The organism is Klebsiella electrica, from assembly GCF_006711645.1.
GTDB lineage: Bacteria > Pseudomonadota > Gammaproteobacteria > Enterobacterales > Enterobacteriaceae > Klebsiella > Klebsiella electrica.
On the sequence record NZ_CP041247.1, the window covers coordinates 80,485 to 94,773 of the forward strand.

Sequence of the window (14,289 nt, forward strand, 5' to 3'; positions counted from 1 at the left end):
TTTTGGCTGTTGTCGCCCGGACGAGGGGCGATGCGCGCCGTTTGCGGGAGATTCCCCGGTGGCGCTGTGCTTACCGGGGCTACGGTTCTGTGCGGTTTTGGCTGTTGTCGCCTGGATGAGGGGCGATGCGTGCCGTTTGCGGGAGATTCCCCGGTGGCGCTGCGCTTACCGGGGCTACGGTTCTGTGCGGTTTTGGCTGTTGTCGCCTGGATGAGGGGCGATGCGCGCCGTTTGCGGGATATCCCCCGGTGGCGCTACGCTTACCGGGGCTACGGTTCTGTGCGGTTTTGGCTGTTGTCGCCTGGACGAGGGGCGATGCGCGCCGTTTGCGGGATATCCCCCGGTGGCGCTACGCTTACCGGGGCGACGGTTCTGTGCGGTTTTGGCTGTTGTCGCGCGGACGAGGGGCGATGCGCGCCGTTTGCGGGAGATTCCCCGGTGGCGCTACGCTTACCGGGGCTACGGTTCTGTGCGGTTTTGGCTGTTGTCGCGCGGACGAGGGGCGATGCGCGCCGTTTGCGGGAGATTCCCCGGTGGCGCTACGCTTACCGGGGCTACGGTTCTGTGCGGTTTTGGCTTTTTGTAGCCCGGACAAGGCGCGATAAGCGCCGCCTCCGGGATGAAGCCCAGACCTTATGCTTCGTCGTGTTCTTCCCACGCCAGCGCGCGTTTCACCGCTTTTTTCCAGCCGTTGTAGCGATAGTTACGCTCGGTGGTTTCGATACCCGGGCGGAACTCGCGCTCAATCACCGCTTTCTCCTGCAGCTCATCCAGATTTTGCCAGAAGCCGACGGCCAGACCGGCGAGGTAAGCGGCACCCAGCGCCGTCACTTCACGCACTTCCGGGCGTTCGACGCGAGTGCCCAGAATATCGGACTGGAACTGCATCAGGAAGTTGTTGGCAACGGCACCGCCGTCGACGCGCAGGGCGTGCAGACGAATCCCTGAATCAGCCTGCATGGCCTCCAGCACATCGCGCGTCTGATAGGCGATAGACTCCAGCGTGGCGCGAATAATATGGTTGGCGTTCACCCCGCGGGTCAGACCGAAGATGGCGCCGCGCGCATACGGGTCCCAGTATGGCGCCCCGAGACCGGTAAAGGCCGGAACCACATACACGCCGTTGGTGTCTTTCACTTTCGTCGCAAAATACTCGGAATCGAAGGCGTCGTTGATCAGCTTCATTTCATCGCGCAGCCATTGAATGGAGGCGCCGGCCATGAATACCGCGCCTTCCAGCGCATAGTTCACTTCCCCGCGTGGACCGCAGCCGATAGTGGTCAGCAGGCCATGCGTTGAGGTGACTGCTTTTTCCCCGGTATTCATCAGCATAAAGCAGCCGGTGCCGTAGGTGTTTTTTGCCATCCCCTCTTTGACGCACAGCTGGCCGAACAGCGCCGCCTGCTGGTCACCGGCGATACCGGCGATAGGAATACGCGTGCCGCCTTTACCGCCGATATTGGTTTGACCGTATACCTCGGAAGATTTGCGCACTTCCGGCAGCATCGCGCGCGGAATATCCAGCGCCTCCAGCATTTTGTCGTCCCAGTCCAGATCGTGGATGTTGAACAGCATGGTTCGCGAGGCGTTGGTGTAGTCGGTCACGTGGACGCGGCCCTGGGTCATTTTCCACACCAGCCAGGTATCCACGGTTCCGAACAGCAGTTCGCCGCGTTTTGCCCGCTCGCGGGCGCCTTCCACGTGATCGAGAATCCATTTCACTTTGGTGCCGGAGAAGTACGGGTCAACCACCAGGCCGGTGGCCTTGCGAATGTACTCTTCCATGCCGTCGCGTTTGAGCTGCTCACAGATTTCTGCGGTACGGCGGCACTGCCAGACGATAGCGTTATAGATCGGTTTACCGGTTTCCCGCTCCCACACAATGGCGGTTTCACGTTGGTTGGTGATCCCGATAGCGGCTATCTCATCGGAGCTAATATCGGCTTTTGCCAGCACTTCAACCAGCGTGGAACTTTGTGACGCCCAGATCTCCATCGGGTCATGTTCAACCCAGCCTGGACGCGGATAAATTTGTTCAAATTCACGCTGAGATACGCTGACGATATTGGCATCGTGATCCATCACAACGGCTCGGGAGCTGGTGGTGCCCTGGTCGAGCGCAACGATATATTTTTTGTCGGTCATAGTATGAGTCCCGTAGTCAGATTACAGCGAAGCGTTGTGTTGGGTCGTCGAGGAGCTCTTTTTCTCTTCCACGACGCAGGTGTCGCAAGGCAGATGGCGGCCGATCAACTTACGATAGCTGAACGCGCCCAGCGCGGCGCCCACTATCGGTGCGCACAGCGGCACCAGGAAATAAGGAATATCTTTACCGCCGGTGAAGGCCATGTCGCCCCAGCCGGCAAGCCAGGCGAACGTTTTGGGTCCGAGGTCGCGGGCCGGGTTCATCGCAAATCCGGTCAGCGGTCCCATGGAGGCGCCGATAACCGCAATCAACAGGCCGATCAGCAGCGGCGCCAGCGGACCGCGCGGAATACCATTGCCGTCATCGGTCAGGGCCAGGATAACGCCCATCAGGATAGCGGTAATCACCATTTCTACCGCGAAAGCCTGCACAAAATTGATATGTGGGTTCGGGTAAGTAGAGAAAATACCTGCCAGTTCAAGACTTTCGACGCTACCGCGCACCATATTGTGGCTGTGTTCGAAATCGAAGAAAAGATTGTAGTAAAGCCCGTAAACTAACGCCGCGGCGCAAAAGGCGCCTGCGAATTGAGAAATGATAAAAGGAACAACTTTACGCCCGTCGAAGCAGGCAAACAGCCACAATGCGATAGTGACCGCCGGATTAAGGTGCGCACCGGATACGCCTGCGGTCAGGTAGATAGCCATGGCTACCCCCAGACCCCAGATGATGCTGATTTCCCACTGACCGAAGCTGGCTCCTGCAACTTTGAGCGCCGCGACGCACCCAACGCCGAAAAAGATCAACAACCCGGTACCGAGGAACTCTGCGATGCACTGGCCTTTTAATGTTGATGTTTGGCTCATATAGAATCCTGAAGCGAAGTGGTGGTTATTGCATGTCTAAAGGTCGTCTACGACCACGCTGCCTTGTAGGCATAGTGTTAATTTATCGTTAACGAACAAAAACGAGAAATATCGAAATATAAATGTGTGTGCTTCGTCAAGAAAATGAGCGTTTTCGCGCCATAAACGCGTGCTGTGACACATTTGACCCGCTTTTCCGGCGGATTTCGTTAACCCATTGATTAACAATTGCCGGATAACTTACGCAGAAACGCGCCGACGACGCCAGGTAAAGACTGAAAAGTGTGGCAAACCGCAATCTGCGCGGGTTGTCGCTGGACAGGGAAGGCGGGGATTCATACAATCGACTGCATGACCACTGTAGTGCGCTTATTTTCGTTAAGGCGTCACCGCGTAGGTACACAACATCATTCGGGATGTGTCAAAACGGCAAGCGAATGAATCCTCGCCGCTTACTTCGGTAAGTGGTCGGGAAGACCCCGCTAACGCAGAAGCAGCTTGAAGGACGACGTGTACGGGATAGTACTCTATCAACGCCTTGCAAGTTCAGGAGAGGTATGACGATGTCATTAGAAGTGTTTGAGAAATTAGAATCAAAAGTACAGCAGGCGATTGATACCATCACTCTGTTGCAGATGGAAATCGAAGAGCTGAAAGAAAAAAACAACACGCTGGCGCAGGAAGTTCAGGGCGCACAGCACGGTCGTGAAGAGCTGGAGCGTGAAAACGGTCAGCTGAGAGAACAGCTGCAGGGCTGGCAGGATCGTCTGCAGGCGCTGCTGGGTCGCATGGAAGAAGTGTAACCCTCTCGCCCTCACCCTCTCCTCTCCTGGAGGGGGTCAGCATTTCCCCCTCCGTTTACATATACTCACAAGTTATAGCCAATCTTTTTTTATTCTTTAATCATTGTTTCGCTTTCTGGCACGCTTAACTCATCACAACACGACATAAAGAGAGCGGTGCGATGAATAAGTGGGGCGTTGGGTTAACTCTGTTGCTGGCATCCGCCAGCGTTCTGGCTAAAGACATTCAGTTATTAAACGTATCTTATGATCCGACGCGCGAGCTGTACGAACAGTACAACAAGGCATTCAGCGCGCACTGGAAGCAAGAAACCGGCGACAATGTAGTGATCCGCCAGTCGCATGGCGGCTCCGGCAAACAGGCGACGTCGGTGATCAACGGTATCGAAGCCGATGTCGTGACCCTGGCGCTGGCCTACGATGTTGATGCGATCGCCGAACGTGGCCGTATTGATAAAAACTGGCTGAAACGCCTGCCGGATAACTCGGCACCGTATACCTCCACCATCGTGTTCCTTGTGCGTAAAGGCAACCCCAAACAGATCCATGACTGGAACGACCTGATTAAACCGGGCGTGTCGGTGATTACGCCAAACCCGAAAAGCTCCGGCGGCGCACGCTGGAACTACCTGGCCGCCTGGGGTTATGCCCTGCACCAGAATCACGGCGACCAGGCAAAAGCCCAGGAGTTTGTGAAGGCGCTGTATAAAAACGTCGAAGTGCTGGACTCCGGCGCGCGCGGTTCGACCAATACCTTTGTTGAACGCGGGATCGGCGATGTGCTGATTGCGTGGGAGAACGAAGCGCTGCTGGCGACGAACGAACTGGGTAAAGATAAGTTTGAAATTGTCACCCCGAGCGAATCGATTCTTGCCGAGCCGACCGTCTCGGTGGTGGACAAAGTGGTCGATAAAAAAGGCACTCGCCAGGTGGCTGACGCCTACCTGAAGTATCTCTACTCGCCGGAAGGCCAGGAGATTGCGGCAAAGAACTTCTATCGCCCGCGTGACCCGGCAATCGCCAAAAAATATGCCGATGAATTCCCGAAACTGAAGCTGTTCACCATCGACCAGGAATTTGGTGGCTGGACTAAGGCGCAGAAAGAGCACTTCTCAAACGGCGGCACTTTCGACCAAATCAGTCAGCGTTAATTTCCCTGAACGCCCGGTTTAAATGACCGGGCGTTTTCATTTGGTCATCAAACTACGCTACTCTTCCGTTTCTGGCTGGACAGGAAAAGATGATGAGAAGAGTACGATACCTTGTATGGCTGCTGTTAGCGCTTGTGCTGGCAGCGGTGGCTGGCGGCTGGTACTGGCTGCATTCCGGTAACCCTGACGCGCTGCGACAGATTGTTTTGCAGCAATGCGTTGCTAATCAACAGCAGCATCAAACCCCATCGCCGTGTGCCGACGTCAATCTGAAGGGCGGCTACGTGCTGTTTAAAGATCGTAACGGGCCCTTGCAGTATTTGCTGATGCCGACATACCGCATTAACGGCACCGAGAGCCCGCTGCTGCTTAACCCGTTAACGCCGAACTTCTTCTGGCAGGCGTGGCAGGGGCGCGACATCATGAGCGAGCGCCGCGGTTCGGCGGTAGCGGACAGCGCCGTGTCGCTAGCCATTAACTCCCGTAGCGGGCGCACGCAAAACCATTTTCATATTCATATCTCCTGCTTACGCGAAGATGTGCGCGCCCGTCTGGATAGCCATGTCACCGCGATCAGCAGCCGTTGGCTGCCGTTTCCCGGCGGTTTACTCGGCCATGAATATCTCGCGCGGCGAGTCACCGAGTCCGAACTGGCCCAGCGTAGCCCGTTTCTGATGCTGGCGGAGGAGGTACCAGAGGCGCGTGAACATATGGGGCGCTTTGCCCTGGCGCTGGCGAAACAGAGCGATGGCTCGCTGGTGCTGCTGGCGACCGAACGTAACCTGCTGACCCTGAATCGCGCTTCCGCTGAAGAGCTCCAGGATCATCGCTGCGCGATCCTGAATTAGCCTTTATTGCTGAGCCATGCAGGTTTCTGCATGGCTTTCTGTTTTTTGATAGGTTTACCTGCCTCGTCCCCGATCGTATTCTTGCTGAAAAAAACGACAGGAGACAGGTATGTCGCTCTGGTTTTCTCACCCTCTGTTCCTTCCCTCGCTGATTGTCGCGCTAACCATTGTGCTGTGGGCGACTTCGCTGTTGCCGGAGTTTATGACCGCGCTGCTGTTTTTCGCGGTGGCGATGATGGTCAAAATTGCGCCGCCGGACGTTATCTTTGGCGGATTTGCCTCGTCGGCGTTCTGGCTGGTGTTTAGCGGCTTCGTCCTCGGGATTGCGATTCGTAAAACCGGGCTGGCGGACCGGGCGGCGCAAGCGCTATCGGCGCGACTGACGGACTCCTGGCCGTTGATGGTGGGTAGCGTCGTGCTACTGAGCTATGCGCTGGCCTTCGTGATGCCGTCGAATATGGGGCGCATCGCGCTGCTGATGCCCATCGTGGCGGCGATGGCGAAACGGGCCGGTATCGCCGACGGCACGCGGGCCTGGTATGGGCTGGCGCTGGCGGTGGGCTTTGGGACCTTTCAGCTGTCGGCGACCATTCTGCCCGCCAACGTCCCAAACCTGGTGATGAGCGGCGCGGCCGAAGGTTCGTACGGGATTCACCTTAATTACCTGCCATATTTGCTGCTGCACACGCCGGTGCTGGGCTGGCTGAAGGGGGGGATCTTAATCGTTTTGATTTGCTGGCTGTTCCCCGGCAAGCCTCATCCGCCGCGTGAGCTGACGCCGCTCCCGCCGATGAGCCGGGACGAGAAGCGCCTGGCCTGGCTGCTGGCCGTGGTGTTGGTGCTGTGGGTGAGCGAGAGCTGGCACGGTATCGGACCCGCCTGGACGGGGCTGGCCGCCGCGGTCGTCACGCTGTTGCCGCGGGTTGGCTTTATTAGCGGGGAGGAGTTTGCCAGCGGGGTCAATATTCGCACCTGTATTTACGTCGCCGGGATCCTCGGACTGGCGATTACCGTGACCCAAACCGGAACAGGCGAGATGGTCGGCAATGCGCTGCTGCAGGTGGTGCCGCTCGACAAAGAGAGTCCGTTCACCAGCTTCCTCGCCTTAACCGGCATAACCAGCGCGCTGAACTTTATTATGACGGCCAACGGCGTACCCGCCCTGTACACCACTTTTGCGCAGAGCTTTTCCGATGCCACCGGTTTCCCGCTGCTGAGCGTGATTATGATTCAGGTATTGGGCTATTCCACGCCGCTGCTGCCGTATCAGGCGTCGCCGATTGTGGTGGCGATGGGGCTAGGAAAAGTGCCGGCGCGGGCGGGGATGCTGCTGTGTATTACGCTGGCGGCGGTGAGCTACTTGATTCTGCTGCCGCTGGACTATCTGTGGTATCAGGCGTTGGGGAAATTATAGCGGCATAAAAAAGCCCGGATGCGGCGCCTGCGCGCGTTGTCCGGGCCTTCGTTACCCCGTCGCCCCGGTTAAGCGCGATGCTACCGGGAGGCTGGGGGTTAAAGCAGATTATGCTTTTTTCGCTGCTTCAGCTGCTTTAACGATTACCGCGAAAGCGTCTGCTTTCAGGGAAGCGCCGCCAACCAGCGCGCCGTCGATGTCCGGCTGGGTGAACAGTTCTGCGGCGTTAGAAGCGTTAACGGAACCGCCGTACTGAATGATGACCTGTTCAGCGACTTTCGCGTCTGCTTTCGCAATGTGATCGCGAATGAATTTGTGCACGGCCTGAGCCTGTGCCGGAGTGGCTGATTTGCCGGTGCCGATTGCCCAGACAGGTTCGTAAGCGATAACCACGCCTTCGAATGCCGCAGCGCCCTGAGTTTTCAGAACGGCGTCGATCTGACGTGCGCACACTTCTTCCGTTTTGCCCGCTTCGTTTTCTGCTTCAGTTTCGCCGATGCACAGAACCGGAATCAGACCCTGTTCTTTCAGCACCGCGAATTTCTTAGCGATGAACTCGTCAGACTCGTTGTGGTAAGTACGACGCTCAGAGTGACCGATGATGATGTATTCAGCACCGACATCTTTCAGCATTTGAGCAGAGGTTTCACCGGTGAATGCGCCGGACAGGTTCAGGTCAACGTTCTGCGCGCCCAGGTGAATGTGGCTACCTTCTGCCGCATGCTTAGCCAGATCGATGTACATTTCTGGCGGAGCAATTGCAACGGCACAGCCAGAAACGCCAGCCAGTTCGGTACGCAGGTTAGCAACCAGTTCGTTTACCATATGGCGGCTGCCGTTCAGTTTCCAGTTACCCATCACTAAAGGATGTCGCATTTTAATTCTCCACGCTACGTTAAGCGAATTAAGGAATATAGCCACCCGTCAGGGTAGCATGGTCTGTGAAACAGTATAGAGATTCATCGTTGGAAAGGCTTTGCTTTTTGTCATTTATTATTGCTCTCCAGCGTTTCAGATAGCGCCAGCTTAATCGGTTCAACAGCGAAGGTCAGTCCTTTTTCACCGTTGTCTGCGACAACATAACGTATCGCCCCTTCCGTTTCAGCGAAGTAACGCTTTCCCTTGCCGGCGGCGAGCATTTTCTGCAGTTTTTGCTGGCTCTGAGCCCCGCTTAAGGTGGGCACGAACATGCGTAACACGGCGCTCATATACTCCTGCGCTTTGGCCTTAGCCGCCTTCTGTTCGGGCCCCTGAATCGGCAGCCAGGTCACCTGCATCGATTTTATTTTGAGGGTACCGCGCTCCAGCGCCGTGGAGGCGTAGAGGTTTTCATTAATTTTGCTCGCCGCTCGCGTCAGATTTTCCCTGTCGCGGCTGGAGGTAATGGCGCGAAACTCATTCAGCTGAAGCTTAGGATTCTCCGCATTGAATTTTTCCCGAAAGTCGCTGATTGACATATCAAAGGTTGGGGCGCCCGCCAGCAGATAAGAGGCCGTGGCGGAGGATTCGGATACTGCGGACAACGCCTTCGGGCCGACGGATAAGGCCGTTAGCCCAATCAAACATACAGTCATCCACGTCTTCATGCCGGTCTTTCCTTTTTTTGCCTGCAGACGATTAAAACGGGAACCGTCGCGCTTGTCAAAAACTGACGGCTTCAGGGTAAACTACGCGAATGATGATGATAAGGAATAAAACATGACCCTACAGCAGTGGATGTTCTCAATTAAGGGACGTATCGGGCGCCGTGATTTTTGGATCTGGATAGCCATCTGGATCCTCGCCATGAGCGCGCTCTTTACCCTGGCCGGCACCAGCTTGCTCAATGTGCAGACTGCCGCATTTATCCTGGTGTGTCTGCTGTGGCCGACGGCGGCGGTGACGATCAAACGCCTGCACGATCGCGGCAAATCGGGGCTCTGGGCGCTGCTGATGATTCTGGCGTGGATGCTGCTGGCGGGGAACTGGTCGGTGCTGCCGGGCGCCTGGCAATGGGTGGTCGGGCGGTTTGTGCCAACGCTGATTATCGTCATGATGTTCATCGACCTGGGCGCGTTTGTCGGCACCCAGGGCGAGAATAAATTTGGTAAAGATACGCAGGACGTTCGCTGGAAGGCGGAGTCCTGATTACCAGTATTGCTCGGCGGTCATGTGGCCCGGACGGCGACGCAGATGTTTGGTCATCTGCCGGGTTTCTTTCAACAACTGCTGGGTATCACGCACCATCTGCGGGTTTCCACACAGCATCACGTGGCTGTTATCGGTGTTCATCGGCAGGCCAACGGCCTCCTCGAGGGCGCCGGTTTCGATAAGAAACGGAATCCGCCCGGTCAGCGAACCAGGGGCGGTTTCGCGGCTCACGACGGTCTGGATGCGCAGTTTTCCGCCGTAGCGCTGTTCTAATTCGCGCATCAGCGGCAGGTAGCTTAAATCGGCCTCATAGCGCACGGCGTGGATCAGCACCAGGTTTTTGAAGCGCGCGAGGTCTTTACCTTCCTGCAGAATGGACAGATACGGGCCGAGCGCGGTGCCGGTCGCCAGCATCCATAAGGTTTCGCAGTCCGGCACCTCTTCGAGGACGAAAAAGCCTGCGGCTTCGCTGACCAGCTGAACGTCATCGCCCGGTTTGAGCGCCGCAAGGCGCGGGCTGAGCTTACCGTCCGGGACGGTGACCAGATAGAACTCCAGATCGGAATTGCCCGGAGCGTTAACGTAGGAATAGGCGCGCTGAACGCGCTCACCGTCAATTTCCAGCCCGAGCTTGGTAAATTGCCCGGCGGTAAACGGGTGAACAGGCGCGTGGACGTACAGACTGAACAGCGTGTCGGTCCAGAACTCTATTTTTTTCACTTTACCGTTAACCCAGTCCGCCATCATCTTCTCCCGTTGCGCAAAGCGTTGCTCTATCTTCGTTGTACGCGGCAAAGATTTCCAGCCTGACGGCGACGAAAAGCTCTATTGATCAAATATTCCCGTCATACTTCAATTGCCTGTGCGCTGACGGCATCCGTTTTCGGCCCGTCCATGGGCCTGGCGCCAGCGAACAATCACAGAATATGCAGCTGAATATCCGGGTCTTTACGGTCGAGATAATGAATGGACTGAATGCGGCGAATGGTACGGGATTTACCGCGAATCAGCAGCGTTTCGGTGGTGGCCATATTGCCTTTACGGGTAATGCCATCCAGCAGATCGCCTTTGGTGATACCGGTTGCGGAGAACACCACATTATCGCTGCGGGCCATTTCGTCCAGGCGCAGCACTTTGCCCGCCTCGATGCCCATCTCTTTGCAGCGCGCCAGCTCGTTCTCGCCGATACGACGGTTTTCTGCGCTATCGCCTTTGACATCGTGGCGAGCCAGCAGGCGACCCTGCATGTCGCCGTCCAGAGCGCGAATAACGGCGGCAGAAACCACCCCTTCCGGCGCGCCGCCGATGCCGTACAGCACATCGACCTCGCTGTCCGGCATGCAGGTCAGAATCGACGCCGCTACATCGCCATCCGGAATGGCGAAGACGCGAACGCCCGCCCGCTGGAGTTCGGCAATCACCGCATCATGACGCGGTTTGGCCAGAATGGTGACGGTCAGCTCGGCCAGCGGTTTATTCAGCGCCGCAGCGATATTACGCAGGTTCTCCGCCAGCGGCAGATTGAGGTCAATCGCCCCTTTTGCCCCTGGGCCGACAATCAGTTTTTCCATGTACATGTCCGGCGCGTTCAGGAAGCAGCCTTTATCGCCGACTGCCATCACCGCCAGCGCATTGGCCTGGCCCATGGCCGTCATGCGCGTTCCTTCGATTGGGTCAACGGCGATATCCACCGCATCACCGTTGCCGGTGCCGACCTTCTCACCGATATACAGCATCGGCGCTTCATCGATTTCACCTTCGCCAATCACGATGGTGCCATCGATATTAATCAGGTTGAGCATAATACGCATGGCGTTGACGGCGGCGCCGTCGGCAGTATTTTTATCACCGCGGCCCAGCCACTTATAGCCCGCCAGCGCGGCGGCCTCGGTGACACGGGAAAATTCGATGGCCAGTTCTCGTTTCATAATCCACTCGTTGTGAAGATAAATTGCGCGAAGCGTCCGGGTCTGACCCAGCGGGGCAGATCGGGTGCTAGGCGTTGGAATAGCGTTCGGTTTCCGGCATCCAGCGTTCAATAAGCGCCTGGGCCTGCTGAGAATAACGTTCGTGAATATGGCGAGCGATGCGCTGAACGTCCGGGATCATGGCCTGATCGCGCAGCAGATCGGCGACTTTAAACTCGGCGGTGCCGGTTTGTCGGGTGCCGAGCAGCTCGCCGGGGCCGCGGATTTCCAGGTCTTTCTGGGCAATGACGAAACCGTCGTTGCTGTCGCGCAGAACCTGCAGGCGTTTCTGCGCCGTTTTTGACAGCGGCGACTTATAGAGCAGTACGCAGTGGGATGCGACCGCGCCGCGCCCGACGCGTCCTCTGAGCTGGTGCAGCTGCGCCAGCCCCAGGCGTTCCGGGTTTTCGATAATCATCAGGCTGGCATTCGGTACGTCTACCCCAACTTCAATCACCGTGGTGGCGATCAGCAGGTGCAGTTCGCCCTGCTTAAAGGCCTGCATAACCGCCTGCTTATCTGCCGGTTTCATCCGACCATGCACCAGGCCGATATTCAGCTCCGGCAGCGCGAGCTTAAGCTCTTCCCATGTCGCTTCTGCCGCCTGCGCCTCCAGCAGCTCGGACTCTTCAATCAGGGTACAGACCCAGTAGGCCTGGCGCCCTTCCTGAGTACAGGCGTTGCGCACCCTATCAATAATATCGTGGCGGCGAGTATCGGGGATGGCCACCGTAGTGACCGGCGTCCGCCCCGGCGGCAGTTCATCGATAACCGAGGTATCAAGGTCGGCGTAAGCGGTCATTGCCAGGGTTCGGGGGATCGGGGTAGCGGTCATGATCAGCTGATGGGGATGGAAGCCCTGCTGCTGGCCTTTTTCCCATAGCGCCAGACGCTGGTGGACGCCGAAGCGGTGCTGCTCATCAATAATCACCAGCGCCAGGCCGTTGAACTGCACCTGTTCCTGAAAAATGGCGTGGGTACCGACTATCATCTGTACCTGACCGCTGGCGATGGCCTCCTGCTGCGCCTGGCGGGCTTTCCCTTTCTGTTTGCCGGCCAGCCAGCCCACTTCGATGCCCAGCGGCGCGAACCACTGACGGAAGTTATTGGCGTGTTGCTCCGCCAGCAGTTCGGTCGGCGCCATCAGCGCCACCTGCTTGCCGTGAGCAATAGCCCGCAGCGCTGCGAGGGCGGCAACCAGCGTTTTACCTGAGCCGACGTCGCCCTGCACCAGACGCATCATCGGCACATCGAGCGCCATATCGCGTTCAATTTCGGCGGTGACTCGCTGTTGTGCGCCGGTCGGCTTAAAGGGCAGGGAGGCCAGCAGCTGGTTTTTGAATGTGTCGTTCGCGCTGAGCGCCAGGGCATGATAACGCTGGGCGCCAGCGCGCAGCGCCAGCATGCTCAGGTTATGCGCCAGCAGTTCTTCCAGAATTAAGCGCTGTTGCGCCGGATGCTTGCCGCTTTCCAGATCGCTGAGCTGCAGCGATGGCGGCGGGCGGTGTAATGTGCGTAGCGCCTCCGGCAGGCTCATCATTCCCTGCGCCAGTTCGGGCGGCAACAGCTCGGCGATGGCACAGGTATCCAGTAATTCCAGCGCCTGATCGGTGAGCTTGCGCAGTGTCGCCTGCTTGATGCCTTCGGTGGTGGGATAAACCGGCGTCAGCGTTTCCTGTAGGTCGGGTGTGCTCATGTCACCCTGTACGCGGTATTCCGGGTGAATCATCTCCGCCCCGTATTTTCCCCGTTTGGCTTCTCCGTAGGCCAGCACGCGCCGGCCGGTCGCCAGGCTGTTTTTCATGGCGGCATTGAAGTTGAAAAAGCGCATGGTGAGAATACCGGAGCCGTCGCTGATCTGGCAGGTCATCATTCGGCGGCCGCCGAAGGTGATGTTGCTACTGAGAACTTCACCTTCAACGGTGGCGTAAACGCCCGGTAGCAGATCGCCTATCTGATAAAGATGGGTGCGGTCCTCATAGCGTAGCGGCAGGTGCAGAAGGAGATCCTGCACGGTATGCAGGCCGATTTTCGCCAGTTTGTTGCTTTGTGCCGCCCCAACGCCGGTGAGCGAATTGAGCGGGACCGCGTCTAACAGGCGACCGGACATTTACCCTTCATCCTTCAGACTGCGTCTTGTCTGGCCAGCGCCTGCGCGGTTGTCGCGCGAGCTGCTGTGAGCGGAACCGGAAGCCTGCATGGTTGCCCACCATGCGTCATCGGCTTCGACTTCGCCCTGCGCATTCACGTAGGGGTAAGGCAGACCTTTTTGTTTTGCCACTCTGGCCAGTACCGGGTACCCGCCTTCAAACAGCAGGCGCTGCTGCTCTTCTTGCGGCAGCATGCTGTTCTCACGCTGATACATCCCCGCATTTTGCCGCTGGCGCTGGGCTTCATACAGAATCAGAGCCGAGGCGACGGAGACATTCAGCGACTGCACCATGCCAGTCATCGGAATGATGATCTCCCGATCGGCCAGCGCCAGCGCTTCCTGAGTAATACCGGTTTTTTCCTGTCCCATCAGGATGCAGGTAGGGCGGGTATAGTCGATTTCACGGAAATCGACGGCTTTATCAGAGAGATGGGTAGCCAGGATCTGCATGCCCTGGCCCTTTAAATGGCTGACGGCATCGCCAATCGAGCGGTGGGTTCTCACCTGAACCCAGCTGTTACTGCCAGCGGCGGCAGAGACCATCGTGCGCATGTGGTTACTGGGCCAGATGGCGTGGACTTCGTGCACGCCAACGGCGTCTGCGGTACGAATCACCGCAGAGACGTTATGAGGTTTATGGACCTGCTCCATGCAGACCGTCAGGTCAGGCTGGCGCCTGGCGAGCATCTCGCAGATACGCGCATAACGCTGTGGATTCATAAACACGTCATCCTTCAAATTGCCTCGGCGTTAGCCGTACTCATTACCCCCGGTTACCTACTCCTGTACGAGCCGGGTAATTCATTCGCTGG

General features: G+C 57.5%; 13 protein-coding genes. 5 read left to right on the forward strand and 8 right to left on the reverse strand.

Features of this window, described 5'->3' with window-relative positions:
- Nucleotides 1–633 precede the first annotated feature (633 nt).
- Together glpK and Electrica_RS00395 are read right to left on the reverse strand one after the other, a co-directional pair.
- Complete coding sequence (glpK, locus tag Electrica_RS00390; protein ID WP_141963022.1) at nucleotides 634–2,145, reverse strand: glycerol kinase GlpK; 1,512 nt, start codon at nucleotides 2,143–2,145, stop codon at nucleotides 634–636.
- A 21-nt stretch (nucleotides 2,146–2,166) separates the two neighbouring features.
- Complete coding sequence (locus tag Electrica_RS00395; protein ID WP_141963024.1) at nucleotides 2,167–3,012, reverse strand: MIP/aquaporin family protein; 846 nt, start codon at nucleotides 3,010–3,012, stop codon at nucleotides 2,167–2,169.
- 557 nt (nucleotides 3,013–3,569) lie between these two features.
- Between Electrica_RS00395 and zapB the strand changes: the two genes are divergently transcribed.
- The 4 genes from zapB (at nucleotide 3,570) to Electrica_RS00415 (ending at nucleotide 7,228) form a co-directional block, all read left to right on the forward strand.
- On the forward strand, nucleotides 3,570–3,815 hold the full coding sequence (gene zapB, locus Electrica_RS00400; protein WP_086815662.1) for a septal ring assembly protein ZapB: 246 nt from the start codon (nucleotides 3,570–3,572) through the stop codon (nucleotides 3,813–3,815).
- 161 nt (nucleotides 3,816–3,976) lie between these two features.
- A complete protein-coding gene (locus tag Electrica_RS00405) occupies nucleotides 3,977–4,966 on the forward strand; it encodes a sulfate ABC transporter substrate-binding protein (RefSeq protein ID WP_100682875.1) in 990 nt (329 codons plus the stop codon).
- Nucleotides 4,967–5,058: 92 nt separating this feature from the next.
- Complete coding sequence (locus Electrica_RS00410; protein ID WP_142255825.1) at nucleotides 5,059–5,814, forward strand: CDP-diacylglycerol diphosphatase; 756 nt, start codon at nucleotides 5,059–5,061, stop codon at nucleotides 5,812–5,814.
- A 109-nt stretch (nucleotides 5,815–5,923) separates the two neighbouring features.
- Nucleotides 5,924–7,228 carry an SLC13 family permease gene (locus Electrica_RS00415; RefSeq protein WP_131049311.1) on the forward strand — a complete coding sequence of 435 codons (1,305 nt, stop codon included), beginning with the start codon at nucleotides 5,924–5,926 and terminating at the stop codon, nucleotides 7,226–7,228.
- Between the two features lie 108 nt (nucleotides 7,229–7,336).
- On the opposite strand, the gene tpiA is transcribed toward Electrica_RS00415, so the two are convergent.
- Complete coding sequence (gene tpiA / locus Electrica_RS00420) at nucleotides 7,337–8,104, reverse strand: triose-phosphate isomerase (protein ID WP_015585511.1); 768 nt, start codon at nucleotides 8,102–8,104, stop codon at nucleotides 7,337–7,339.
- 110 nt (nucleotides 8,105–8,214) lie between these two features.
- Nucleotides 8,215–8,814 (reverse strand): DUF1454 family protein, encoded by a 600-nt coding sequence (locus tag Electrica_RS00425; protein ID WP_100682879.1) that lies wholly within the window; start codon nucleotides 8,812–8,814, stop codon nucleotides 8,215–8,217.
- 112 nt (nucleotides 8,815–8,926) lie between these two features.
- On the opposite strand from Electrica_RS00425, the gene Electrica_RS00430 reads away from it, so the two are divergent.
- A complete protein-coding gene (locus Electrica_RS00430; protein ID WP_100682880.1) occupies nucleotides 8,927–9,355 on the forward strand; it encodes a DUF805 domain-containing protein in 429 nt (142 codons plus the stop codon).
- Here the strand turns inward: Electrica_RS00430 and fpr are convergent, their stop codons facing one another.
- The 4 genes from fpr to trmH all read right to left on the reverse strand — a co-directional run bounded on the left by fpr (nucleotide 9,356) and on the right by trmH (nucleotide 14,197).
- Nucleotides 9,356–10,102 carry a ferredoxin--NADP(+) reductase gene (gene fpr, locus Electrica_RS00435; RefSeq protein WP_142255826.1) on the reverse strand — a complete coding sequence of 249 codons (747 nt, stop codon included), beginning with the start codon at nucleotides 10,100–10,102 and terminating at the stop codon, nucleotides 9,356–9,358.
- A gap of 173 nt (nucleotides 10,103–10,275) precedes the next feature.
- Nucleotides 10,276–11,286 (reverse strand): class II fructose-bisphosphatase, encoded by a 1,011-nt coding sequence (gene glpX, locus Electrica_RS00440; protein WP_100682882.1) that lies wholly within the window; start codon nucleotides 11,284–11,286, stop codon nucleotides 10,276–10,278.
- A 67-nt stretch (nucleotides 11,287–11,353) separates the two neighbouring features.
- Complete coding sequence (gene recG / locus Electrica_RS00445) at nucleotides 11,354–13,435, reverse strand: ATP-dependent DNA helicase RecG (protein WP_100682883.1); 2,082 nt, start codon at nucleotides 13,433–13,435, stop codon at nucleotides 11,354–11,356.
- Nucleotides 13,436–14,197, reverse strand: a complete 762-nt coding sequence (gene trmH / locus Electrica_RS00450) for a tRNA (guanosine(18)-2'-O)-methyltransferase TrmH (protein WP_131049312.1) — start codon at nucleotides 14,195–14,197, stop codon at nucleotides 13,436–13,438.
- Between the last annotated feature and the right edge of the window lie 92 nt (nucleotides 14,198–14,289).

Excerpts from the sequence above, each read along its gene's own strand:
- glpX (WP_100682882.1), bottom strand. The coding sequence starts at position 11,286 with ATGAAACGAGAACTGGCCATCGAATTTTCCCGTGTCACCGAGGCCGCC.
- fpr (WP_142255826.1), bottom strand. The coding sequence starts at position 10,102 with ATGGCGGACTGGGTTAACGGTAAAGTGAAAAAAATAGAGTTCTGGACC.
- Electrica_RS00430 (WP_100682880.1), top strand. The coding sequence starts at position 8,927 with ATGACCCTACAGCAGTGGATGTTCTCAATTAAGGGACGTATCGGGCGC.
- zapB (WP_086815662.1), top strand. The coding sequence starts at position 3,570 with ATGACGATGTCATTAGAAGTGTTTGAGAAATTAGAATCAAAAGTACAG.
- Electrica_RS00405 (WP_100682875.1), top strand. The coding sequence starts at position 3,977 with ATGAATAAGTGGGGCGTTGGGTTAACTCTGTTGCTGGCATCCGCCAGC.
- recG (WP_100682883.1), bottom strand. The coding sequence starts at position 13,435 with ATGTCCGGTCGCCTGTTAGACGCGGTCCCGCTCAATTCGCTCACCGGC.
- Electrica_RS00410 (WP_142255825.1), top strand. The coding sequence starts at position 5,059 with ATGAGAAGAGTACGATACCTTGTATGGCTGCTGTTAGCGCTTGTGCTG.
- Electrica_RS00425 (WP_100682879.1), bottom strand. The coding sequence starts at position 8,814 with ATGAAGACGTGGATGACTGTATGTTTGATTGGGCTAACGGCCTTATCC.
- Electrica_RS00395 (WP_141963024.1), bottom strand. The coding sequence starts at position 3,012 with ATGAGCCAAACATCAACATTAAAAGGCCAGTGCATCGCAGAGTTCCTC.
- trmH (WP_131049312.1), bottom strand. The coding sequence starts at position 14,197 with ATGAATCCACAGCGTTATGCGCGTATCTGCGAGATGCTCGCCAGGCGC.
- tpiA (WP_015585511.1), bottom strand. The coding sequence starts at position 8,104 with ATGCGACATCCTTTAGTGATGGGTAACTGGAAACTGAACGGCAGCCGC.
- glpK (WP_141963022.1), bottom strand. The coding sequence starts at position 2,145 with ATGACCGACAAAAAATATATCGTTGCGCTCGACCAGGGCACCACCAGC.
- Electrica_RS00415 (WP_131049311.1), top strand. The coding sequence starts at position 5,924 with ATGTCGCTCTGGTTTTCTCACCCTCTGTTCCTTCCCTCGCTGATTGTC.